This is a genomic window from Pseudomonas sp. SC3(2021), from assembly GCF_019856535.1.
GTDB lineage: Bacteria > Pseudomonadota > Gammaproteobacteria > Pseudomonadales > Pseudomonadaceae > Aquipseudomonas > Aquipseudomonas monsensis.
On sequence record NZ_CP082236.1, the window covers coordinates 5436643 to 5460594 of the forward strand.

Genomic DNA, 23952 nt, shown 5'->3' on the forward strand with positions numbered 1-23952 from the left:
AGGGTGTCCGCTATGTAACGTGCATGTTTGATGACCGTCAGCCTTCAGACGACTACATCAAATCACGGCATGGCTATTTCTGGCCGAAAATAGTTACCTGCGTCGCCTTATTGCCCGAAAGCAGGTTATGGCTAAAGGACAACCGCTTCTGGCCGGTACCTCCCTTCATACAAAAGGCAGCTTCAGGTCAACTCCTGACTGTTATAATCGGCAGAGAGCGGCCAAACGTGGTCGAATGCCCGTGAAACTAATTTTTTTGGCGTAGCATCGCAAAAAACTCTCCCTCTCTACCTTCTGAGCATAGCGCCTCAATGAAAGGTCTCTCTTGAAAGGTGTTCGATATTTTTTCAGCGACTATATTTGCTAGAACTCTAAGTCTTCTGAGCTTAGCAGGAGCCTCAATTCGCCGCTTCAACAATTCACTTTGCTTGATTGCTTCGACGAAATAGCTGGCAGCGTGATCATCGAATAACTTGAACATATCAGGGATATAGATTGCAGCGGAATCTGCAAAAAAATCAGTTCTCTGCCAACGTGCACTAGATCCCATTCGCCCAACATATGTCTTCGTTAACCCTGCAACATACTCTGCGAGCAGATCCTCCGGAACCAAGCTAGCGTAAGGAACTAGATTTTTCACGGCCTCATTTTCGCGAGGAAAATCGTCAAACGCCATTGTAAGAGCTTGAACCAAAGGAGTTATTTGATATCTCCTTGCAACAACAGATAAATAACTTTGGCTTTTTACAAGACCTATGAATGCAAAAGCAGCCTGAGTAACATCTATCTGTGCTTTTTGTATTTCCTGATCCACTCTACGAGCCACTTGTATTCGTATATCTTTGGGTAGAACTCTCCACAGGATTGGAGCTACGAACTCAATATTAGACCTAAGAACGCTTGTGGATTGAGGATGAATATAAGAAGTGAATAGCCTATTCGCTAATTCATTCTTATATACCTCAGGAAGATCGCCTAGCGCACTTTCAATCGCAACGATATTTCGATCAAAATTTGACTCGGACAGGTTCGCCACGTAGTCATTAACATCAATTATTTGCGCTGGATATTCTGCATTCAACACGTATTTTATGCAGTCATCCATCATTGACAAAACTTTTATTATAGAAGGATCGCTACTTTTCGGATGCCCTGAAAAAATATGCCTTGTTTCCTTAGCATGACGAAGGACCTTGCTCGCCTCCCACCCAACAACACCAATTTTATAGGCACCGTCAATCAACTGATCATCATTGACATAGTTCTGGAAATCTTCATATGTCTCAATTTTTCTACCAGCGTCTATAGACTGATTAAATAATTTCACACTTCGAAACATTATTTTGTTTCGCAAGTCGTCTACTACAGCATTCCAAAATGATCCAATTGAGCTTCTATACCCTCCTACCTGAAGAACTTTGATCGCCTCAATAATATAAGGATCATCTCTCAGCTCCTCTCTGACGGACATAAGGCAACGCTGGATTATGGGGGTAATTTCAGACTGGCCTTCAGGTATGACTACCAAGATGTCGTTTCCAGCCATAACCACCCTCTCCATTATCGCGTAAAATTTATGTTATTGACTTGTCCCAAATCTAGCTCAAGCTTTGGATAAATCCTAGCCCACATACTCGTCTTTACTTATTTTTTGATGTTTCGAGCGAATACCCAATTCTTGGTGACAAAAGCAACTCGACCGTGATGCTCTGGAAGAAAGCGACCGGAAGCAAGTGGTAGCTTTTTGCTGAGAGTAGATGCTCAGAACTGACCGCTTTTGGCCGAAAGCGGACCTTCGTTGAAACCAGTATTGACGCGGTAGCTGTCAAAGATGATCACTAAAAACAACACCAGTGAAAGACGGGCAGGAGAAGCGTCTCATGCCCCGGTGCAATCGGATGCTGCGCCCCACACAGCAATCCCGCCGCCGTGTTATTCGCATTATTCCCAGTGCCATCAAAGAACACCCCAATCCTCAACGCGATCCCGATTTTCTCAGGTTCGCGCGCAGGTTCTTTTCCGTGCTTCTCATACTCCGCCCAACGCTGGACGTGGATGTCGACGGGTTTGGCTTCTTCGTAGTGGTGGTTTTTCGGGGGGTTGGGGACGTAGCCGCTCAATCCTTGATTCCTTGTTCTGATCCTTGAGAACGGGCCGAAGGGTGACAGCGGAGACTTTGTGGCGCAAGGCGTGTCCTTGTGCCAGCGCGGGTGCGGCTTCTGGTGTGACGAGGGTTTCCCCTCGTCGTGTTGGGGGCGTTATCGGGGGACTTCGACGTTATCCAGCGCCTGGTTGACAGCGATTTCGCCGAGCATCACGACTTGGGCGATGCCCAGTGCGGTTTTGCGGTGGGCGGTGTCGAGGACGGCGGCGAAGTTGTTGAGCATTTCGCTGGCGGAGCCGAGGGTTTCGCTGGCGTTGGCCAGGAGGGATTCGGTGTCGTACTTCGGGTTGGCGAGGTACATGCGTTCCGGCTCCTGAGCGTTGGCCATGATGTGGCTGGCCGGGAGCAGGTAGTGGTCGAGGGCGCGTTCGGCGGCTTCGTGGAGTTTTTTGGAATCAAGGGATTCGTAGGGGGATGCGGGGTCGGTTTCTGGCGGGTTGGGGGTTGGTTTGATCATGGTGAAACTCCTGGTTGTTCATTAGGAGCTACCACCATCACTTGCAGATGATGGGTGGCAGCTATGCGCGGGTCTGCAAGACCGGGAAACCAGGCACCCGGCAGACCCGAAGGTCTCCCGCACAAAGCTGCCATTGAGCGGACACGAACGAGTGTCCTTTGGCTGGCTGTGCGACTGGTTTTTCCGGCGGGCTTGCAGACCCGATCACTGATGAGCAGTGACAGGAATCAAGGTACGGAGGACGTGCCAGGCGCACAAGCCGGCGGATTCTGGCGCACTCGTAGGCAATGGCGCAAGGCGCTGTAGGGCATGGATGATAACGACAGGCTTATTTAAACATTTCGATTGTTTTCTGTTTATCCGCCGATTGAACTGGCTACCAATCCAACACCACCTCCGCAATGATCGGAATGTACTGTTCAGGCCAAAAAAGTCATTTACGCACCTACCTCACCGACGTCCGGGTCGCTAGAGTGCAGCGCCCCTCTCAAATGGCTGACGTACTTATGAATTTGTGGTTTCGACTGCTCTGCATGCTTTTTCACCGACCGTGGCGCAACCCGGTCAATGCGCTGGAATCCACCATTATCCGCATGCGTGTGTGGCCGCTGGATCTCGATTTCAATCGGCATGTCACCAATGGCCGCTATTTCACAATGGCAGACGTCGGACGCATGGATTTTGTGTTGCGCAGTGGCGCGTTTCGGGTGGCGCTGCGCACCAAGGCGCTCCCGATCGTTGGCGACACCTGGGGTAAATTTCGGCGCGAACTCAAGCTGTTTGAAGCGTTTGAAATCCACAGCCGGATGCTCGGCTGGGATGATAAATGGAGCTTCATGGAACATCGCTTCGTGAGTAAAGGCCGGGTGATCGGCGTGGTGGTCATGCGTGGGCTGTTTCGTTCGGCGAAAGGAACGATTGCGCCGGGTGAGTTCGTCAGGGAGTTGGGGTTGCCTGAGCGGTCGCCCGAGATGCCGGAGTGGCTGACGTCGTGGTCTGCGAATTGCGATGTGATGAGTTGTCAGCTTAGGGGTGAGGAGGCTTGAGTAATGTGGTTTCTGGATGATCGCATTTATGGATAGGGTGCGGTGGTGGTTGGTCGTGTGCCATCGCTAGCAGGCTAGCTCTCACAGGTTTTTTGGCTGGCTTGGGATTGGGGGTGGCTGCGCTGGCGTCTTCGCGAGCAAGCTCGCTCCCACAGCTTTCGCACAAGTCTTGGGAGCATGTCCGGCCGGGCGAACGCCATTGCGAGCAAGCCAGTTTCCCTCAGGTTTTGGGGATGGCTATGGTCGGTGGCGTGTCATGTTGATGAGGGCAGAACGTCCACCATTTGGCGCCGGGCGTTCTTCGATGGAGAACGGCACGAAGCCAAGTTTCGGGTAGAGCAACAGGCCTGCAGTGTTTTCGTTGAAGCACGACAGTTGCACTTCTTTGGCCTGGTACTTTTCGAAACCCACTGCGGTCATGGTTTCGACGATGTACCGCGCCACACCTTGACCACGGGCGTATGGCGCGACGATGACGTTGCCGATGCAGCAGATGCCATCGTGCTCAGCGCGGTAGAAATTGGCGAAACCGACGAACTCGCCGTTGGCCAGAAAAGCCGTGGAGTCGAAGCGCTGGCTGATCGCGCTGTGCATTTGCTCTTCCGTCAGCGGGAAGTTGGCTTTCGGGAACATGAAGAACAGCTCTTGTTCGCCTTGGGGAAAGCTGCAGAGGGTGTTGACGTCGTCGGCCGTCACTGGCCGGTGGGAGAAATTCATCGCTGCCCTGCCCTCACTTTTTAGCCGCAAGATGATGCGCAACCAAGGCGTTGGCATGACCGTGGCCCATGCCGTGTTCATCCTTGAGCCACGCCACCAGTTCCATGTGTTTCTTGTCGGTGATCCCAGCGAGCAGGTTTAGCCAATGATCAATGGGCTGGCCGTATTTTTTCTCGATGGAGGGGAAGTACGACGCCGGGCCTTTTACCTTGTTGTCTTCGCTCATGCTGCAAGCTCCCTGTGGTCACGACGGAGGGTCGGCGGACGCTCCTTGTCGGCAGGTCATAGAGTGGACGCGAAGTGCGGTTCCGGCAACTGCCCCGTTCTGCCAGACATCACAAAAAACTGTGGGAGCGAGCTTGCTCGCGAAGGGGCCGTGTCAGCCGACATCATCAGAGGCTGACACACCGCTTTCGCGAGCAAGCTCGCTCCCACAGGGGTTGTAGTGGATCAGGGTTATTCGGTGCGGCCCGGCAGCATCCGCACGAGGGTGTTATCCCGCACCCAATAATGGTGGAACAACCCCGCCGCGGCGTGCAGGCCGATCAGCCAGTAGCCGGTGCTGCCCAGCAGTTCATGCCAGTACTTCAGTTGTTTGGCGAAGTCCGGGTCGATGGCCACGGGTGCCGGGACGTGGAAGCCGAAGTACGGGAAAGGTTTGTCGGCGGCGGCGAGCATCAGCCAGGCGAGGATCGGCGTGGCGATCATCAGCACGTACAGCGCCAGGTGCATCAGATGCGAAATGCCGGTCTGCCATGCCGGTGGCTTGGGCGTGATCGGCGGACGCGGCGTGAGACGGCCGAGCAGACGCAACCACACCAGCGCGAAGATGCCCGTGCCGAACAGGCCATGAAAGCCCATCAGCAAGCCGCGCGCTTCGCTGCCCTTGGGCATGTAGCCCTTGATTTCGACGCATGCGTAGACGCCGACAAACAGCGCCAGCATCAGCCAGTGCAGGGTGATTGAGAGTTTTCCGTAACGGGTTACGGCGATGTCGCGGGACATAAGCTGCGCCTCTTGATTGTCATGAGTGACGGCCAATTCGTTCGACCGCCTCGCTCCGGTTGTTGGGCGAACCGACGGCGTTACCCTGCCCGCCCAGTCTTAAGAGAGTCTGAAGAAAGACCCTCAGGTTAACCTTTTTTTACCTTCAGACTTCGTTAAGAAATGGCTTGGATACTTCGCTCAAATCTATTGAGGGAGGCGTTCTGCCCATGCCCGAATTTGACTGGAACATCCCCCTGCCCCTGCGCTTCGGTCAAGCCGAAACACCGCAGATGACACTGACCGGCGCGCTGCCCGAGGACACTCTGCGAGCGACGTTTGAAAGCTTTATCCAACAACGCTTTCGCAAGGCCCACGGTGCCGATATCCGCCACTTCATGCCCGAGCTGTTCGGCATGCACAACGGCGACGGCGAGTTGTGCGCGGTGGCCGGAGTGCGTCGTGCACATCTGGAGCCGCTGTTTCTCGAGCGCTATCTGGATGAGCCGATCGAGCCGTTGATCAGCGCGACGGCAGATCGTCCGGTCGAGCGCAGCGCCATTGTCGAAGTCGGCAACCTCGCCGCCAGCGACACCGGTAGTGCACGGCTGAGCATCATCGCCATCACCTACCTGCTGGCGATGGGCGGCCTGGAATGGGTGACGTTTACCGGCAACATCGGGCTGGTCAACAGTTTCCATCGCCTGGGTTTGAAGCCAGTGACATTGTGCGCCGCTGATCCGGAACGATTGGGTGACGAGCGTCAACTCTGGGGCAGTTATTACGAAAGCAAGCCCTGGGTGCATGTCGGCAACATCCGCGCCGGCTTCATCCATCTGCGCAATATCGGCCTATTTACCCGCCTGGGTTTGCCGGGCTCGATTGAGGGAGCCTGCCATGTCGCTTGAATTGCAACGCTTCCAGGAAACCCTGCGCGACCATGCCCGGCGCAATGACCACGCGACCGCCCTGTGGGGCGACACGCTGAAACTCGATTACGCCACGCTGTACGCCGAGGTGCTGTATCGCCAGGAGCGTTTGCGCGATGAGCAGGCGCAGGTGATTGCGCTGGCGTTGGACAATGGCGTCGACGCGATGCTGTGGGATCTGGCCGTGCTGTTTGAAGGCCTGACCTGTGTGACCTTGCCGCCGTTTTTCAGCCCGGCACAGCGCGCCCATTGTCTGGAACAGAGCCAGGCCGAACGGGTGATCGCCGAGCCGGAGCTGGGCGCCGAACTGCTCGCAGCGGGCTATGAACAACGTGGCGAGTTCTGGTGCCGCACGTTCAGTGGCCCCAGTCGCATGCCGACCGGCACCGCGAAACTCACCTTCACGTCCGGCACCACCGGCACGCCGAAAGGTGTGTGCCTGAGCGCCGACAGCCTGCTGCGGGTTGCACGGGAGCTGCATCAGGCCAGCGAAGTGACCGGCCCGCAGCATCATCTGGCGCTGTTGCCGTTGGCGATTCTGCTGGAGAACCTCGGCTGTTATGCCGCGCTGTATGCCGGTGCGACGCTCAGTGTGCCGAGCCAGAAAACCCTCGGCATTCAGGGCGCCAGTGGCGTCGACATTCCGCGCTTGCTCGGTTATCTGGCCAGCCGTGCACCGGAGAGTCTGATCCTGGTGCCGCAGTTGCTGTTGTTACTGGTCAGCGCCGCCGAACAGAAAGCCTTCGACCCGCAAACCCTGCGCTTTGCCGCTGTCGGCGGTGCGCGAGTGTCGGAGGATCTGCTGCACCGCGCGCAACGGGTCGGGCTGCCGGTTTACGAAGGCTATGGCTTGTCCGAATGCGCCTCGGTGGTGTGCCTCAATCGCCCCGGCGCACGGCGTCCGGGCAGCGTCGGCCGGCCGCTGCCGCACGTTGAAGTGCGCCTGGCCGAGGACGGCGAGGTGCTGATCAAGGGCTCGACCCTGCTCGGCTACCTGGGCGACACCCCGTACGCCGAGGAGTGGTGGCCCAGTGGTGATCTGGGCGAGTTCGACCCGGAAGGGTTTCTGTACCTCAAGGGCCGCAAGAAGCACCAGTTCGTCACCAGCTTCGGGCGCAACGTCAACCCGGAATGGGTCGAGTCGGAACTGACCCAGCGCCGCCACATCGCCCAGGCCTTCGTCTACGGCGAAGCGATGCCGCACAACCACGCCCTGCTCTGGCCGCACCGCGCCGACTGCAGCGACGCGGAACTGGCCGCTGCTGTCGCCGAAGCCAACGAAGCCTTGCCCGATTACGCCCAGGTGCATCAGTGGACGCGCCTGCCGCAACCCTTTACCGCTGCCAATGGCTTGCTCACCGCCAATGGCCGCCCGCGCCGCGAAGCCATCGTCGCGCAGTATCACAGCCAATTGACCGAATCCGCTGTTTCCGAGGAGTCCGCATCATGAGTTTTTTCGACACCCTGCAAGAAGCCACGCAACAGGAACGCCACGAACTGTTCAACCTGCCGATCATCGTCGATGCCCTGCAAGGCAAGGTCAGCCTCGACAGTTATCGGGCCTTCCTCGCGCAGGCGTATTACCACGTGCGCCACACCGTGCCGTTGATGATGGCTTGCGGTGCGCGCCTGCCAACGCGCCTGGAATGGCTGCGCAAAGCGGTGGCCGAATACATCGAAGACGAATACGGCCATGAACACTGGGTGCTCAATGATATTGCCGCGTGTGGCGGCGACCGCGATGCGGTGCGCGACGGCCAGCCGTCGTTGCCAATCGAACTGATGGTGAGTTTTCTCTACGACCTGATCGCCCGCGGCAATCCGGTGGGCCTGTTCGGCATGGTCAATGTGCTCGAAGGCACCAGCATTGCCTTGGCGACCCACGCGGCGGGCAGCATTCGCGAGCGTCTGGCGCTGCCGGACAGCGCATTCAGCTATCTGAGCTCGCACGGTTCGCTGGACATCGAGCACATGCAGACCTATCGCCGTTTGATGAATCAGCTGGAAGATCCGCAGGATCAGGCGGCGGTGATTCACGCCTCGAAAGTCGTCTATCGCTTGTACACCGACATGTTCCGTGGCCTGCCGCGTGACGCGGAGGCTCAACATGCAGCTGCGTGATGCACGTGTGGTCTTGACCGGCGCCAGCGGTGGCATCGGCCTCGCGATTGCCGAGGCCCTGTGCGCCGCCGGTGCCAGGGTGCTGGCCGTGGCGCGACATCAGGAGGCGCTGGCGCCGTTGCTGGCGCGCTATCCCGACACGCTGTGCTGGGTCGCCGCCGACCTGACCTTCCTCAGCGACCGGCGCAAAGTGCTGGCCGCCGCCGAAGCCATCGGCGGCATCAACCTGCTGATCAACGCGGCCGGGGTCAATCACTTCGCCATGCTCGAACAGCTTGATGACAGCGAGATCAACGCGATGCTCGCGGTGAATATCAGCGCGCCGATCTGCCTGACCAAGTTGCTGCTGCCGATGCTCAAAGAGGCCAACAGCGCCATGGTAGTCAATGTCGGCTCCACCTACGGCTCGATCGGCTACGCCGGTTATGCCAGTTACTGCGCGACCAAGTTCGCCCTGCGCGGTTTCTCCGAAGCGCTGCGCCGGGAGCTGGCCGACACTCGGGTCAACGTGCTGTATGTCGCGCCCCGCGCCACCCGCACGTCGATGAATAGCGCGGCGGCGCAGGCCTTGAACGATGCGCTCAAGTCCAACGTCGATGACCCGCAAACCGTGGCTTCGGCGGTGGTCCACGCGATTGCCGGCGACCGCCGCGACCTGTATCTGGGCTGGCCGGAACGCTTCTTCGTGCGCCTCAACAACTTGCTGCCGCATCTGGTGGATCGCGGCTTGCGCAAGCAATTGCCGCTGATCCGCCGCCTCAGTGAAAAACCTGACAACGAGTCCCTCAAACCATGAAAAAACTTAGCGCATGCCTGTTGTTCGCCGCCCTCAGCCAAAGCGTCTGGGCGCTGGAACCGGCCGATCAGCAACGCCTCAACGGTATCCAGCAGAGTTGGGCGCATATCCAGTACGAAGTGGCAGAGAAACAGCGCGCTGCTGCGTTCGAGCAACTGTCGTCCGACGCCAGCGCCTTCGCCACCCAGCGTCCGTCGGTGGCCGAAGCGTGGATCTGGAAAGGCATCGTCACCAGCAGTTGGGCCGGTGCCCAGGGCGGGCTCGGCGCCCTGGGCAAGGCCAAGGACGCCAAGGCCGATCTGGAAAAAGCCCTGAGCCTCGACCCCAAGGCCCTGCAAGGCTCGGCCTACACCAGCCTCGCCGCTCTGTATGATCGCGTTCCGGGCTGGCCGATCGGTTTCGGCGACAGCGACAAGGCCGAGCAACTGCTCAAACAGGCCCTGCAACTGAACCCCGATGGCATCGACAGTCTGTACTTCTGGGGCGATCACCTCTACCGTCAGAAGCGCTACGCTGAAGCCAAGGCAGCTCTGCTCAAAGCCCAGCAAGCCGCGCCACGTGCGGGCCGTGAAAGCGCCGACGCCGGGCGTCGCAAAGAGATCGCCGCCCTGCTGGTGGACGTGAACAAGAAACTCGACTGACAGGAGTCCGTGTGCGTTTATTACTGATCGAGGATGACGTGGCGCTGGGTGAAGGCATTCATCAGGCGCTGGGGCGCGAGGGCTACACCGTCGACTGGCTCAAGGACGGCAGCAGTGCCTTGCATGCGCTGCTCAGCGAAACCTTCGATGTCGCCGTGCTGGATCTCGGTCTGCCGCGCATGGACGGCCTCGAAGTCCTGCGCCGTCTGCGTGACAGCGGTTCGAACCTGCCGGTGCTGATTCTCACGGCCCGCGATGCCACCGAAGACCGCATCGCCGGGCTCGACGCCGGGGCCGACGATTATCTGATCAAGCCGTTCGACCTCGCCGAACTCAAGGCGCGCCTGCGCGCCTTGTTGCGCCGCAGTGCCGGGCGCGCCCAGGCGCTGATCGAACACGCCGGCATCAGCCTCAACCCCGGCACCCAGCAGGTCAGTTATCAGGGCCAGCCCGTGGCCCTGACACCCAAGGAATATCAGCTGCTGCACGAACTGCTGTCACCGCCGGGCCGGGTGATGACCCGCGATCAACTGATCCAGCTGCTGTATGGCTGGAACGAAGAAGCGGAAAGCAACACCCTCGAAGTGCACATCCATCACCTGCGCAAGAAATTCTCCACCGACCTGATCCGCACCATCCGTGGTGTGGGTTATCTGGTGGAGGAGCGCCGATGACCTCGATCCGTCGCCGCACGCTGACCCTGATCATTGGCCTGTTGCTGGCCGGGCTGGCAGTGCTCAGCACCTTCAACCTGCACGACAGCAACCACGAAATCGCCGAGGTCTACGACGCGCAACTGGCGCAGAACGCACGCCTGTTGCAGGGGGTGATGCGCATGCCGTTGGCCGGTAACGATCACTCGCAGTTGTATCAGGCGTTCAATCAGGCCTTGAGTGAAGCGGCACCGCGAGTCGACGGTCACCCTTACGAAGGCAAGATCGCCTTTCAGGTGTGGAACCCCAAAGGTGAGGTGCTGGTGCACACCGCCAGCGCGCCCTCCTTCACTGTACCGCCGACCCAGCCCGGTTTCAGCGATGTGGTGGATTTGAAAAATCGCCAGTGGCGCGCGTTCCTGCTTGAAGACAAACAGAACGGCCTGCGCATCTGGGTCGGTGAGCGAAATGACGTGCGCACCGATCTGGTCGACCGCATCGTCCGCCACACCCTGTGGCCCAACGTGATTGGCAGCCTGATCCTCGCCGGCATGGTCTGGCTGGCCATCGGCTGGGGCCTCAAGCCACTGGCGAACATGGCCGCCACCCTGCGCGCCCGGCACAGTGGTTCACTGGAGCCGCTGCAACTGACCCCGCTGCCCAGCGAACTGGAACCGATGCAAGCGGCGCTCAACCGCATGCTCGCGCAGATTCAGGAGGTGCTCGGCCGCGAACGCCGCTTCATCGCCGACGCCGCCCACGAAATGCGCACGCCGCTGGCGGTGCTGCGGGTGCATGCGCAAAACCTCCTGGAGGCCGGCACCGAACAGGAACGCCGCGACTCTCTGGAGTTCCTGATGGCCGGCGTCGACCGCACCAGCCGTCTGGTCAACCAGTTGCTGACCATGGCGCGCCTGGAGCCCAGACCCGACCCACCGCCCCTGCAACGCATCGACCTCAGCGAAACCGTGCGCAACAGCCTCGTGCAACTGACACCGTGGCTGTTGAGTAAACAGCTGGAGCTGGCTTTCGACGACAGCGCGCAACCGTTCAACGTCATGGCCAGTGCAGCCGCGATCGACATTGCCCTGAACAACCTGATCACCAATGCCGCCAACTTCTCTCCGGAACACGGGGTAATCACTGTAAAGCTGAGTCAGGCCGAAGGTTTCTACCATCTGAGCGTCGAGGATCAGGGACCGGGCATTGATGAAGCGGACCGGGCGCGGTTGTTCGAACGCTTCTACAGCCGAGGCAATGCGCAAGGGGCAGGTCTGGGGCTGACCATCGTCAACACCATCGCTACACGCCTGGGCGGACGAATCACCTTGGCCAACCGGGCCGAGGGTGGCCTGCGCGCGACGTTGTCGATCCCCGAGAGGTCATCGCCCCTCGCTTCGCCACTCAGCACTGGTGAGCCGCCGGGCCAAGCATGATAGCGGCGCGAGGAGCGCCATCATCGCCTCAGATCAGTGGCCGCGTGCCGATCTGATCCAGATCAGATCGCGGCGTTGCCATCGGCGTAGAACAGACCTCAGCGCACTCCCCCGCGCGTTGCTCGTTAAGCCGATGGAGGCTCACCTCATGCTCACTGTCAAAGACCACAACGACCGCGCAGCGGCGGCTTATGCCGCGCACAACGGTGAATACTGGATCGAATCGCTCAAGGATGGCCGACACGTCTTGATCCGCGCGTTGGCCGCCAAGGATCGCGAGCGCGAGTACGCGTTCATCAAGCGCTTGTCGCCCGAATCCCGGCACATGCGCTTTCTCGCGCAAATCAGCGAACCGGGCACGGCGCTGCTCGATCAGTTGATGGACATCGACTACAAGCAACGCGCGGCCTTCATCGCGCTGGTGCACGAAAACGGCGAGTTGATCGAAATCGGTATCAGCCGCTACGCCGCCACGGGCGAAGAGGATTGTGAATGCGCGGTGACGGTCGCCGATGAATGGACCCAACTGGGCCTGGCCACGCTGCTGATGGAACACCTGATCAAGGCCGCCCGCCGCAACGGTTTCAAGCGTATGTACTCGGTGGACTCGGCCAGCAACACGGCCATGCGCGACCTGGCCAAATCCCTGGGCTTCGAAACCCACGGCGACCCTGATGACACCCGTCAGGTCATTCATCGCCTGAGCCTGTAGCGAACCCTGCGCCCCGCCGTCTTCAACGCTGCGGGGCGCAACACCGGTCAGGGTGTAATCGCCACTTTCATCACGCCATCGCGCTGATGACCGAACAACTCATACGCGGCCTCGATATCGTCGAGTTTGAAATGGTGGGTCACCAGGGGCGACAGATCGACGCCGCCGCTTTGCACCACCGCCATCAATCGCCGCATGCGTTCCTTGCCGCCGGGGCACAGGGTACTGACGATGCTGTAGTCGCCCAGTCCCGCCGCAAAAGCATCATAGGGAATGCGCAAATCCGAAGCATAGACCCCCAGGCTCGACAACCGACCGCCCGGACGTAACACCCGCAGCGCTGATTCGAATGTGCCCTGGGTGCCCAAGGCTTCGATGGACACATCGACGCCGCGCCCGTCGGTCAACGCCATGATCTGCTTGACCACGTCGCCGTCCTTGAAATTGACCACATGGGTCGCGCCCAACTGACGAGCGACAGTCATGCGCTCGGCCACCGTATCGACGCCGATAATGACGCTCGCGCCCTTGAGCCGCGCCCCGGCCACCGCGCAGAGCCCGATCGGACCCAGTGCGAAAACCGCCACCGTGTCGCCGATACTGACCTCGCCACGCTCGGCACCGGAAAACCCGGTGGACATGATGTCCGGGCACATCAGCACTTGCTCGTCGCTCAATCCGTCGGGGATCGGGCACAGGTTGGCCAATGCATCAGGGACTAACACGTACTCGGCCTGGCAGCCGTCGATGATGTTGCCGAATTTCCAGCCGCCGGTGGCGCGAAAGCCGTGACGGGTGTCCGGGCCGTCCTGGGAGCCGCAGCCGCACAGGCAGGCGTAGCTTTGGCCACTGGGGGTGATGGCGCCGGCGATCACTCGCTGGCCTTCGGTAAACCCGCGAACCTGTGAGCCGAGCTTTTCGATCACCCCCACCGGCTCGTGACCGATGGTCAAGCCTTTGACCACCGGATACTCGCCGCGCAGGATGTGTACGTCGGTGCCGCAGATCGTGGTGGTGGTGATCCGCACCAGTGCGTCCAGCGGACCGACGTCGGGGATCGGCTTGTCATCCAGTACGATGCGATTCTTTTCGACGAATATCGCCGCTTTCATCATGGCCATGAGCGAGGCTCCTGCGCAGGTCGGTTCAGTGAGTTCAGCACCTTTCACAGGCTGCGCCGTACTCACCGGTGCAAGGTTGATAACAATCAACAATTGCGCAATTGCGCCGGTCGCTGCCATCCGTCGGGCGCGCGCGTGGCGCTGTCGCATCATTGACAAAGATCAAGCTGCGCCCGGCCACCCGGAGCAGCATGACCCTACGCCTCTGTCGCCGTTGCGCCCACGCATCCCGGCCGTCCCCACAGGAGATTCGTCATGTCCGAGCAAGCACGTTTCATGCTGGTGGCTTCACCTCTGATGAAAAACAGCCCCGCATTCGACCGGGCGGGCGCGCTGGCCAAGGCCTCGGGCGCGGCGCTGCATATCGTCGCGTTCGATTACCTGGAAGGCCTGGCAACCGCCGGACTGGTCAATGAACAGGCGCTCGAACAGATGCGCCTGGGCTATGTCGAACGCCATCGTCAATGGCTGGAAGACCAGGCCCGGCCAATGCGCCACCTCGGCGTCACGGTGACGACGGAAGTGGTGTGGGTCGACAATCCGTTGCGCGAGATCCAGATTCACCTCAAGGAACAACCCATGGCCCTGCTGATCAAGGATCTGCAGCACGCCTCGTTCATGTCGCGGCTGATGTTCACGCCGCTGGATATCCATTTGCTGCGTGAGTGCCGGGTGCCGCTGCACTTTGTCAGCCATGTGCAGCATGCCAGGCCGCGGCGGATCGTGGCGGCGGTCGATCCGTTTCATCGTGACGATCAGTACGCCGATTTCAACGACCGCATCCTGCGCGAGGCCGTCAAACTGGCCAGCCTCTGCGACGCCGAGCTGGATGTGGTCTATGCCTATGACTTGTCCTCGATCAGCGCCGACGAGTTCGGCTTTGGCAATCCCTCGCCGTTTTTCAAGGTGGGCAACGCGAAAGCGCTGTTCGATGCACAAGGCGATGCATTCCGTGAGCTGGCCGAGCGCAACGGCATCCCGCCGGAACGCCAGCACATGGTCATGGGCAACCCGGCCAAGGTGCTGTGCAGCTATGCCGATGCCTATGACATCGACGTGATCGTCATGGGCCGCATCGGCCATCGTGGCCTGGGCCGGTTGATTGGCAGCACGGTGGAGCAGTTGCTGTACAAAATGCCGTGCAGTGTCTGGGTGGTGTCGCCGCAACTGATAGAGCAAACCAGTTAAGCCCTGCCCACATTCAGGCAGGCGCTGCGGCACGCTGCGATCTTTTGATCCTGCTTGAAAGATCGGGATCAACAGACCGCAGCGCCTACAGGGAATGTCATCCGGACTGACCGCGCAGCAAACCCTGCTCCGCCTCGCACAGGCCCACCACATAATCCCAGACCACCCGCAACCGCACCGATTTGTGCAACTCGCGCCGCGTGCTGATCCAGTAACTGCGCTCGATGCCCTCGTCCGGCAGCAGCGGCACCAGGCCGGGATCGGCTGCTGCCATGTAGCACGGCAGCACGGCGATCCCCAGTCCCGAACGCGCCGCTTCCTGCTGGGCGATGACACTGGTGCTGTGAAACACCACGCGCGGACTGCGGCAGAAGCTGTTGAGGAACATCAGTTCCTGGCTGAACAGCAAATCATCGACGTAACCGATCCACGCCTGTTTCCCCAGGTCTTCACGGCTGTGCAGCGGCGGCGCGTTGTCGAGATAGGCCTGGCTGGCATACAGCGCCAAACGGTAGTCGGTGAGCTTGCGCGTCACCAGCATGTCCGCTGCCGGGCGCTCCAGATGAATACTGATCTCCGCCTCGCGGTTGAGGATGCTGACGAAGCGCGGCACGGCGACCAGCTCCACTTCCAGCCCCGGATAGCGCTCGAACAGGCCGATCATGCGACTGGCGAGAAACTTTACCCCGAGGCCCTCGGTGACGCCGACGCGGATCTTGCCCAGTGGCGCGGTGGATTGGGTGATTTCTTCCTGGGCCAGCAGCGCGACGTTTTCCATGGCTTCGGCGTGCTTGAGCAGCGCCTCCCCCGCCGGGGTCATCTCATAGCCTTGGGCGTGCTGCACGAACAGCGCGGTGCCGAGGCTTTTTTCAATAGCCTCGATGTGCCGGGCGACGGTGGCGTGGGTGGTGTTCAAGCGCCTGGCGGCGGTGAGCAGGCGACCGCTGCGTTGCAGTTCAAGAAAAAACCGCAGGTCGTTCCAGTCGAACATGGCAGGTCCTTGTCAGCGATGGTCAGGTGAGGCTGTTTGAAAACGCACAGCGGCTGCGCAAAAACTAACATTCTTTTGACGAAAGCTAACAACTAGAGTGTCCGACAATAAAAACAAAAAGCGAGGTCAGGGAATGCAGACTTCCCTTGAGGAATACGATTACATCGTGGTCGGCGCCGGCCCTGCCGGGTGCCTGCTGGCCAATCGACTGTCGGCGTATAAACAGCAGCGCGTGTTACTGCTCGAAGCCGGCGGACGCGACAACTATGCGTGGATTCACATCCCGGTCGGCTACCTGTTCTGCATCGGTAACCCGCGCACCGACTGGTGCTTCAAGACCGAAGCGGAACCCGGCCTGCAGGGCCGCAGCTTGAGCTACCCGCGCGGCAAAGTGCTGGGCGGCTGTTCCTCCATCAACGGCATGATCTACATGCGCGGCCAGGCCAACGACTATGACGGCTGGGCGGCCGAGGGCAATCCGGGCTGGGCCTGGAACGATGTGCTGCCGCTGTTCAAACAAAGCGAAAACCACTTTGCCGGCGCCGCCGAATTTCACGGTGCCAAGGGCGAATGGCGCGTGGAGCAACAGCGCCTGTCGTGGCCGATTCTCGATGCGTTTCGCAGCGCCGCCGAGCAGAGCGGCATCGCCAGCATCGACGACTTCAATCAGGGCGACAACGAGGGTTGCGGCTACTTTCAGGTCAACCAGAAGGCCGGGGTGCGCTGGAACGCGGCGAAGGCCTTCCTCAAACCGGTTCGCGACCGGGCCAATCTGACGGTGCTGACGGGGGTGGAGGTGGATCGGGTGCTGCTGGAGGACGGTCGCGCCTCAACCGTCAGTGCGCGGCATGCAGGTCAGGTCAAACAGTTCAAGGCCCGCAAGGAGATCGTGTTGTGCGCCGGCTCGGTGGGTTCGCCGAGCATTCTGCAACGCTCCGGTATTGGCCCGCGTCCGTTGCTGGAGCGCCTCGGGATCGGGGTGATTCATGAGCTGTCGGGCGTCGGCGGCAATCTGCAGGATCACCTGCAACTGCGCCTGATCTACAAACTGCAGAACGCCCGCACCCTGAACCAGATCGCCGGCAGCGTGTGGGGCAAGATGGGCATGGGCCTGCGCTATCTGTATGACCGCAGCGGGCCGCTGTCGATGGCGCCGAGTCAGCTCGGGGCGTTTGCCCGATCAGGGCCGGAGCAGACCTCGGCCAACCTCGAATACCACGTGCAACCCTTGTCGCTGGAGCGCTTTGGTGAGCCGTTGCACAGTTTTCCGGCGTTCACTGCGTCGGTGTGTGATTTGCGGCCGCAGAGCCGTGGGCGCATCGAGATTCGTTCGGCGGACCCATCGCAGGCGCCGCTGATCCAGCCCAACTACCTCAGCCATCCCGAGGACCTGCGCGTGGCGGCGGATGCGATTCGTCTGACCCGACGCATCGTCAGCGCGCCGGCCCTGCAAGGGTTCAAACCGGTCGAGTACCTGCCGGGCGCCAGCCTGCAAAGTGAAGAAGAATTGCAGCAAGCGGCGGCGAAGATCGGCACGACGATTTTCCACCCGGTCGGCACCTGCCGCATGGGCCAGGACGCGGACTCGGTCGTCGACGCGCAACTGCGGGTACACGGCGTGCCGGGCCTGCGTGTTGCCGACGCGTCGATCATGCCGCGCATCACCTCGGGCAACACCTGTTCGCCGACGCTGATGATTGCTGAAAAAGCGGCGCAACTGATCCTGAAACCTACAGTACACATAACCCCTGTGGGAGCAGATTCAAGGCATCGCGCATCACCCGGACACGCAACACCAGTGGAACAACAAAAACAATCACTGTGAGGGATACCGATATGTCAGAACACGCTCAGACGCTGGACGCCGCGAGCGGCGCCAGCACCAGCAATGCCACGCAGAAAGTCATCTTCGCCTCGTCCCTGGGGACCGTGTTCGAATGGTATGACTTCTTCCTCTATGGCGCCCTCGCGGCGGTGATCAGCAAGCAGTTCTTCGCCGGGGTCAACGACACCACGGCGTTCATCTTCGCGCTGATGGCCTTCGCGGCCGGGTTTATCGTGCGGCCTTTCGGCGCGCTGGTGTTCGGGCGGCTGGGGGACATGATCGGGCGCAAGTACACCTTCCTTGCGACCATCATCCTGATGGGCGTCGCGACCTTCTGCGTCGGCCTGCTGCCGACCTACGCCAGCATCGGCATCGCCGCACCGATCATTCTGGTGGTGCTGCGCATGCTGCAGGGCCTCGCGCTCGGCGGTGAGTATGGCGGCGCAGCCACCTACGTGGCCGAGCACGCACCGATTGGCAAACGCGGTTTCCACACCAGCTGGATTCAGTCCACCGCGACCCTTGGCCTGCTGCTGTCGCTGCTGGTGGTGCTCGGTTGCCGCTACTTCACCGGCGATCAGTTTGAAGTCTGGGGCTGGCGCATTCCGTTCCTGCTGTCGATTGTGCTGCTGGGCATTTCCACCTGGATCCGCCTGAGCCTGCACGAATCGCCGGCGTATCTGAAAATGAAAGAGGAAGGCAAAACGTCGAAGGCACCGATCCGCGAATCCTTCGGCAAATGGGAAAACCTCAAAGTCGTGCTGATCGCCCTGTTCAGCATCAACGCCGGGCAAGCGGTGACCTTCTACGCGGCGCAGTTCTACGTGCTGTTTTTTCTCACCCAGTTCCTGAAAATGGACCCGGCGGTGGCCAACAGCCTGCTGATCATCAGTGTGGTGATCGGTGCACCGTTCTTTATCATTTTTGGCTGGCTGTCGGACAAGGTCGGGCGCAAACCGGTGCTGATGCTCGGCCTGCTGCTGGCCACGGTGCTGTACTTCCCGATCTTCAAATCCCTGGCCCACTACGCCAACCCGGCGATCGACCAGGCCAGCCGTCAGGCACCGATTACCGTGCTGGCGGACCCGGCGACCTGCACCTTCCAGTTCGATCCGGTGGGCAAGGCGAAATTCGACAGCCCGTGCGACAAGGTCAAAACCTTCCTGGTCAAACAGGGCCTGCCCTACTCCAGCGCCGCCGCTCCGGCCGGCAGTGGCGTGCAGGTGAGCATCGGCGACATGAAGATCGACGGCTACGACGAAGCCGCACTGCGCGGCGCGGTGACACTCGCTGGTTACCCGCAACAGGCGGATCTGCAGCAGATCAACAAACCGATGATCGTGGCGCTGATCGTCGCGCTGATCATCATCTCGGCCATGTGCTACGGGCCGCTGGCGGCGCTGATGGTCGAACTGTTCCCGACGCGCATCCGCTATACCTCGATGTCCCTGCCCTACCACATCGGCAATGGCTGGTTTGGCGGGTTCCTGCCGACCGTGTCGTTTGCGCTGGTGGTGTACACCGGGGACATTTTCTATGGGCTGTGGTACCCGGTGCTGATTACCGGGGTGAGTTTGGTGGTGGGCATGTTCTGTTTGCGTGAGACGAAGAATATAGATCTCGACAAGAACTGAAACTCACCCAGACAACTCAATCGGCGAGGGCTTTTACCCTCGCCGTTTTTTTGCTCAGGCATCAGCCTTGATCACTTCGAACTTCACCTGATCCGGATAAAACGCCACGTAGTTTTTGATCTGCTCGACCGAGATTTTCGGTTTCTCATAAGTCCACACCGCATTCGCCCCTTCATGCCCCGGCACTTGCAGACTGAAGTAATTGGCATCGCCCTTGTAAGGGCAATAACTGGTGTGATCGGTGCGGGCGAAATACTGTTCGTCGATGTCTTCGCGGGGGACGTAATAAACCGGCGGGTAGTTGGCTTCGTTGAGGATCAGCACGCGGGAGGACGCAGCGACCTGGATGCCGTGGAATTTCACCACCAGGCACCCGACAAGTTGTTCGAGGTTTATGACGGGACTGAGGCCGGAACTTTTCATGGGGTTCCCCTGAATACGGCGAAGAGACCGGTTCAGGTATAGCCCATCGGTTCTGGTTGGGGTGGTTTTACAGCCGAACGGCCCATCAACTTCAAAAGCTCCCTCACCCTGGCCCTCCCGAAACGTCGGACCGCCCTGAGGGAGAGGGGACTGACCGAGTTGTCTGACGAAATCCATCGACCTGAAAAATCGAGTCGATTATGGATTCAAAACCAATCGTTCACGTCGGTGAATTTCGCCAATATCCCCCAATCAGTCCCCTCTCCCTCGGGGCGGTCCGACGTTTCGGGAGGGTTAGGGTAAGGGCCGATCTTCAGGCATCACGCCAGAATATCAGTCGCCACCGCCTGCCCCACCACGCCGACGGCAAAGTCCACCGAGCCCTGCCCCGTCAGATCAACCATCAGACTGGTCTGATTGGTCTGCGCGAAGTAGGTCAGGATCGCGTCGCCGGCATGTCCGGTGAAGCCGCTGACGAAGTTCAGCGAGGCTGCGCCCGTGGCGAAACCGGCGATCCCCGACAAGTCGATCTTGTCCAGACCGCTAGTGAAATCCATGATCCAGTCCGGCGCGGTCATGGTCGAATCGCTGGCCGCGCCAAACACAAAGGTGTCTGCGCCTGCACCGCCCCACAAGGTATCGCCACCGCCACCACCGTAGAGGATGTCATTACCGGCACCACCGAACAGATCATTGGCCGCCGCATTGCCGATCAGCAAATCATTGCCTGAACCACCCAAAGCATTTTCCACGGTCACGCCGTAAGCGATGGACACGTTACCCACCAAACCGCCGACGTCGGAGAACGAACCCTCATTGAGGTTGATTTTCTGGTTCTGGCTGAAGCCTGAGAAATCCAGCGTGTCGTTGCCGCCGCCATCCCACACCGAAAACACCACTTTCGACGATGCCGAAGTGGCGCTGTAGAAATCGCGCTCGGCGTTGGAGTTGAAACCGTACGTAGTGTCTTCGGCACGGGTCGCGTAGTTGGCGCCATAGAGTTTTTGCACAGCAACGATATCGTCCAGCAACGGCGCCGAGGCGTACGCGCCGCTGCCGTCCTTGCTGAAGTTCTGGTCGGTGTTGGCTTCGCTCCAGTAGCTCATCAGGCTATAGCCACGGGTATCTTCAGCGTATTTGGCATCGTTGTAGGTCGGGTTGCCGTTGCCGGCGTTGTAGGCGCCCGGGTGGGACAGACCGAGGGTGTGGCCGATCTCGTGGGTCAGGGTCTGGCGCCCGTAGTTGTTGGTGTCCGGGGTCTTGTTGACCTGATATTGATTGTTGATCAGGTACCACGACTGGCCGTCATAGCTGCCACCGCTTGGCAGGTAGGCAAACGCCGCGCCACCGGTGCTGACGTCGTAGTTGCCGAACGTCATGTGCCCGTCGCCGCCCTTGCCCTCGGTGAACGTGACCCTGGCGACATCGGCCCAGGATTGCATGGCCAGCACGGCCTGCGCCTTCTGCTGGGCGCTGAATTCGCTGAAGTTGCCCAGTTGCGGATTGTAGTTCGCCGGTTTTTCCGTGAGGAAGCTGTAGCTCAGGTCGATTTTGCCGTCAGCGTTCTTGTCGCTCCACGACAGGCCTTTGCGCAGAATTTCGTCAGCGGCCTGGTCGGCGGTGAACGACGGTTTGCCGTTGACCAGACCGACGCCACGGTCGTACAGGTGGCTGAACGTATTGACGTCGTCGTAGGCGCTGCTGGTGCTGGAGGTGGCTTGAGCCATGATGGACTTCCTTGTTTCTGAGTAGTCAGTGTCCGACAGACCACGGCGATCCCGTGTCGGGATCGTCCTGTCACGTGCTTGTCATAAAAACGCACTGAACCTGACATGCCGGGCAACACGAGGCTAATCAATTTCTCGATAGCCGGGGTAACGTCCCCGGATTACCCGTCACGTGCTGCAATCGTTTTTATCTGTATATCCATACAGATAAACGTTGCCCCTGAGGCGAAGTCCGGCCATTCTGTGCACCTGTTCCGACCTTGATCGACGATGGTGGTTATGCGGCTGTACCTCTGTGAAAAACCTTCCCAGGCCAAAGACATTGCGGCCGTGCTCGGTGCCCGGCGCCGGGGCGACGGGTGCTGGCTGGGAACGGATGTCACGGTGACCTGGTGCATTGGCCACTTGCTCGAAACCGCGCCGCCGGATGCCTACGATGCCCGCTACAAGCGCTGGGTGCTGGCGGATCTGCCGATCATTCCGGACAAATGGAAAATGACCGTCAAACCGCGCACCGCCAGCCAGTACAAGGCAGTCAAGCGCCTGCTTGGCGAGGCCAGCGAACTGATCATTGCCACCGACGCCGACCGCGAGGGCGAGATGATTGCCCGGGAACTGGTCGAGCACTGTCGGTATCGCGGGCCGATTCGGCGCTTGTGGCTGTCGGCGCTGGACGAGGCATCCATCCGCAAGGCGCTGGCCGCACTGAAGCCGGGGGCAGAGACGTTCAGCCTCTATCACTCGGCGCTGGGTCGCTCGCGGGCGGACTGGCTGATCGGGATGAACATGAGCCGGCTGTTCACGCTGCTGGGTCGTCAATCCGGTTATCAAGGTGTGCTGCCGGTGGGCCGGGTGCAGACGCCGACCCTACGCCTGGTGGTCGATCGCGACCGCAGCATTGCCGATTTCGTCCCGGTGCCGTACTGGGCCGTCGATGTGCAACTGCTGCACAACGGCACAGCATTCACCGCGCAATGGCGGGCGCCGGGCGACGCCTGTGACGATCAGGATCGCTGCCTGAATCAGGCGCTGGCTCAAACAGCGGCAGCCGCTATGAGTAGTGCTGCCAGCGCCCGGGTGGTGAAGCTGCGCACGGAGCGCATGCGCGAAGTGGCGCCCCTGCCCTTCGACCTCGGCACCCTGCAAGAAGTCTGCTCGAAGAAACTCGGCCTCGGCGCACAGGAAACCCTCGACATCGCCCAGGCCCTCTACGAAACCTACAAGGTCGTCACCTACCCGCGCAGCGACTGCGGCTATCTACCCCTGAGCCAGCACAGCGAGGCGCCGCAGATTCTGGCGGCATTGCGTCAGGCCGACCCGAGCCTTGAGGTGCTCAACGGTTTTCTGCAGCCCCAGCGCAAATCCCGGGCATGGAACGACGCCAAGGTCAGCGCGCACCATGGCATCATCCCCACGGCTGCAGCGAAGAACCTCGAACGCCTGAGCGGCAAGCACCGCGCGGTCTACACACTGATTCGCGCGCGCTATCTGGCGCAGTTTCTGCCCAATCATGAATACGATCGCACCCAGGCCGATTTCGATTGCGCCGGCGAAGCGTTGCGCGCAGTCGGCAAGCAGATCATCGAACCGGGCTGGAAACGTGCCTTGCCCGAAGCACTCGCACCGGCCAAGGGTCGTGAAGCGCCCGCACCGCAGACCTTGCCGGCATTGCACGAGGGCATCGACTGCGCGGTGGCTGACGTCAGGCTCAAGGACCTGTGGACGCAACCGCCCAAGCCCTACACCGAAGGCGATCTGATCAAGGCGATGAAGAACGTCGCCAGACTGGTGGAGGATCCGCTGCTCAAACAGAAACTCAAGGACACTACCGGCATCGGCACCGAAGCGACCCGGGCGTCGATCATTCAGGGCTTGCTGGATCGCGGCTATCTGGTGAAGAACGGCAAGGCACTGGCCGCGACACCGGCGGCGTTCAGCCTGATCGATGCCGTGCCCCGCGCCATCGCCGACCCCGGCACTACCGCGATCTGGGAACAGGCGCTGGACATGGTGCAGAGCGGCGAAATGAGTCTGGAAGAGTTCGTCACCAAACAAGCGGCATGGATGAGCAAACAGGTCACCCGCTGTTCCGGCCTGAGCCTGACCATCAGCGGCCCGCCGCCGTCAGGCAAGGCTGCCGCGCCGTGGAAGAAAAAGCGCAAGTCGACACGCAGTAAAACCACGGGTACCAAGCGCAAAACTCAATGACCACAGCCTCTGTGCCGAGGGGATTTATCCCTGTCAGGTCGCGAAGCGGCTCCTCTTTTGTTACAACCATCAGGGGGACTGCTGCGCACTCCAACGGGGATAAATCCCCTCGCCACAAGGTATGTGCATTCGCAATACCTGGGCTTACTACAAAGTGTTGGGGCCACAATACTGGCTCA

At 60.2% G+C, this 23952-nt stretch carries 22 protein-coding genes and 1 pseudogene; 13 read left to right on the forward strand and 10 right to left on the reverse strand.

Features of this window, described 5'->3' with window-relative positions; genetic code table 11:
• Positions 1–247: 247 nt before the first annotated feature.
• From K5Y35_RS24115 to K5Y35_RS24125, 3 genes and pseudogenes are all read right to left on the reverse strand, one after another.
• Complete coding sequence (locus tag K5Y35_RS24115) at positions 248–1546, reverse strand: hypothetical protein (protein ID WP_261991216.1); 1299 nt, start codon at positions 1544–1546, stop codon at positions 248–250.
• 340 nt (positions 1547–1886) lie between these two features.
• Positions 1887–2120: pseudogene (locus tag K5Y35_RS24120) on the reverse strand (DUF2235 domain-containing protein); the annotation flags it as partial.
• A gap of 138 nt (positions 2121–2258) precedes the next feature.
• Positions 2259–2621 carry a DUF6124 family protein gene (locus K5Y35_RS24125; protein WP_222833157.1) on the reverse strand — a complete coding sequence of 121 codons (363 nt, stop codon included), beginning with the start codon at positions 2619–2621 and terminating at the stop codon, positions 2259–2261.
• 506 nt (positions 2622–3127) lie between these two features.
• Here K5Y35_RS24125 and K5Y35_RS24130 point away from each other — a divergent pair.
• Positions 3128–3667 carry a thioesterase family protein gene (locus K5Y35_RS24130; protein WP_222833158.1) on the forward strand — a complete coding sequence of 180 codons (540 nt, stop codon included), beginning with the start codon at positions 3128–3130 and terminating at the stop codon, positions 3665–3667.
• Between the two features lie 237 nt (positions 3668–3904).
• On the opposite strand, the gene K5Y35_RS24135 is transcribed toward K5Y35_RS24130, so the two are convergent.
• The 3 genes from K5Y35_RS24135 to K5Y35_RS24145 form a co-directional block, all read right to left on the reverse strand.
• Positions 3905–4384, reverse strand: coding sequence for a GNAT family N-acetyltransferase (locus tag K5Y35_RS24135; RefSeq protein WP_123467769.1), 480 nt, complete (start codon positions 4382–4384; stop codon positions 3905–3907).
• A 13-nt stretch (positions 4385–4397) separates the two neighbouring features.
• A complete protein-coding gene (locus K5Y35_RS24140; protein WP_123467767.1) occupies positions 4398–4610 on the reverse strand; it encodes a DUF4287 domain-containing protein in 213 nt (70 codons plus the stop codon).
• A gap of 230 nt (positions 4611–4840) precedes the next feature.
• Positions 4841–5389, reverse strand: a complete 549-nt coding sequence (locus K5Y35_RS24145) for a cytochrome b (protein ID WP_186747732.1) — start codon at positions 5387–5389, stop codon at positions 4841–4843.
• Positions 5390–5598: 209 nt separating this feature from the next.
• Between K5Y35_RS24145 and K5Y35_RS24150 the strand changes: the two genes are divergently transcribed.
• The 8 genes from K5Y35_RS24150 to K5Y35_RS24185 all read left to right on the forward strand — a co-directional run bounded on the left by K5Y35_RS24150 (position 5599) and on the right by K5Y35_RS24185 (position 12656).
• Entirely contained in the window at positions 5599–6276 is a 678-nt protein-coding gene (locus K5Y35_RS24150; RefSeq protein ID WP_222833159.1) for a thermostable hemolysin, read from the forward strand.
• A complete protein-coding gene (locus K5Y35_RS24155; protein ID WP_222833160.1) occupies positions 6266–7747 on the forward strand; it encodes an AMP-binding protein in 1482 nt (493 codons plus the stop codon). Before K5Y35_RS24150 ends, K5Y35_RS24155 begins: the two co-directional genes overlap by 11 nt.
• Positions 7744–8418, forward strand: a complete 675-nt coding sequence (locus K5Y35_RS24160) for a TenA family transcriptional regulator (RefSeq protein WP_123467759.1) — start codon at positions 7744–7746, stop codon at positions 8416–8418. Before K5Y35_RS24155 ends, K5Y35_RS24160 begins: the two co-directional genes overlap by 4 nt.
• Entirely contained in the window at positions 8405–9214 is an 810-nt protein-coding gene (locus K5Y35_RS24165; RefSeq protein ID WP_222833161.1) for an SDR family oxidoreductase, read from the forward strand. Before K5Y35_RS24160 ends, K5Y35_RS24165 begins: the two co-directional genes overlap by 14 nt.
• Positions 9211–9855 carry a tetratricopeptide repeat protein gene (locus K5Y35_RS24170; RefSeq protein WP_123467755.1) on the forward strand — a complete coding sequence of 215 codons (645 nt, stop codon included), beginning with the start codon at positions 9211–9213 and terminating at the stop codon, positions 9853–9855. Before K5Y35_RS24165 ends, K5Y35_RS24170 begins: the two co-directional genes overlap by 4 nt.
• 11 nt (positions 9856–9866) lie before the next feature.
• Positions 9867–10529 carry a response regulator gene (locus K5Y35_RS24175; RefSeq protein WP_123467753.1) on the forward strand — a complete coding sequence of 221 codons (663 nt, stop codon included), beginning with the start codon at positions 9867–9869 and terminating at the stop codon, positions 10527–10529.
• Positions 10526–11944, forward strand: a complete 1419-nt coding sequence (locus K5Y35_RS24180) for an ATP-binding protein (RefSeq protein WP_222833162.1) — start codon at positions 10526–10528, stop codon at positions 11942–11944. The genes K5Y35_RS24175 and K5Y35_RS24180 overlap by 4 nt, the downstream gene beginning before the upstream one ends.
• Before the next feature lie 148 nt (positions 11945–12092).
• A complete protein-coding gene (locus K5Y35_RS24185; protein ID WP_123467749.1) occupies positions 12093–12656 on the forward strand; it encodes a GNAT family N-acetyltransferase in 564 nt (187 codons plus the stop codon).
• Positions 12657–12703: 47 nt separating this feature from the next.
• On the opposite strand, the gene K5Y35_RS24190 is transcribed toward K5Y35_RS24185, so the two are convergent.
• The gene (locus tag K5Y35_RS24190; RefSeq protein ID WP_222833163.1) at positions 12704–13777 is read right to left on the reverse strand and encodes an NAD(P)-dependent alcohol dehydrogenase; all 1074 of its coding nucleotides are present in this window, start codon (positions 13775–13777) and stop codon (positions 12704–12706) included.
• Positions 13778–14032: 255 nt separating this feature from the next.
• On the opposite strand from K5Y35_RS24190, the gene K5Y35_RS24195 reads away from it, so the two are divergent.
• Positions 14033–14965 (forward strand): universal stress protein, encoded by a 933-nt coding sequence (locus tag K5Y35_RS24195; RefSeq protein ID WP_222833164.1) that lies wholly within the window; start codon positions 14033–14035, stop codon positions 14963–14965.
• 97 nt (positions 14966–15062) lie between these two features.
• Here the strand turns inward: K5Y35_RS24195 and K5Y35_RS24200 are convergent, their stop codons facing one another.
• Positions 15063–15956: a LysR family transcriptional regulator gene (locus tag K5Y35_RS24200; RefSeq protein ID WP_128615598.1), complete on the reverse strand. Its 894-nt coding sequence runs from the start codon at positions 15954–15956 to the stop codon at positions 15063–15065.
• A 133-nt stretch (positions 15957–16089) separates the two neighbouring features.
• On the opposite strand from K5Y35_RS24200, the gene K5Y35_RS24205 reads away from it, so the two are divergent.
• On the forward strand, positions 16090–17781 hold the full coding sequence (locus tag K5Y35_RS24205; RefSeq protein WP_261991217.1) for a GMC family oxidoreductase: 1692 nt from the start codon (positions 16090–16092) through the stop codon (positions 17779–17781).
• Positions 17782–17792: 11 nt separating this feature from the next.
• Positions 17793–19415, forward strand: coding sequence for an MFS transporter (locus K5Y35_RS24210; protein ID WP_123467741.1), 1623 nt, complete (start codon positions 17793–17795; stop codon positions 19413–19415).
• 54 nt (positions 19416–19469) lie between these two features.
• On the opposite strand, the gene K5Y35_RS24215 is transcribed toward K5Y35_RS24210, so the two are convergent.
• Together K5Y35_RS24215 and K5Y35_RS24220 are read right to left on the reverse strand one after the other, a co-directional pair.
• Entirely contained in the window at positions 19470–19838 is a 369-nt protein-coding gene (locus K5Y35_RS24215) for a DUF427 domain-containing protein (protein ID WP_123467739.1), read from the reverse strand.
• Positions 19839–20158: 320 nt separating this feature from the next.
• A complete protein-coding gene (locus tag K5Y35_RS24220) occupies positions 20159–21565 on the reverse strand; it encodes a serralysin family metalloprotease (RefSeq protein WP_222833165.1) in 1407 nt (468 codons plus the stop codon).
• 279 nt (positions 21566–21844) lie between these two features.
• On the opposite strand from K5Y35_RS24220, the gene K5Y35_RS24225 reads away from it, so the two are divergent.
• Positions 21845–23773: a DNA topoisomerase III gene (locus K5Y35_RS24225; RefSeq protein ID WP_222833166.1), complete on the forward strand. Its 1929-nt coding sequence runs from the start codon at positions 21845–21847 to the stop codon at positions 23771–23773.
• Positions 23774–23952: the final 179 nt, after the last annotated feature.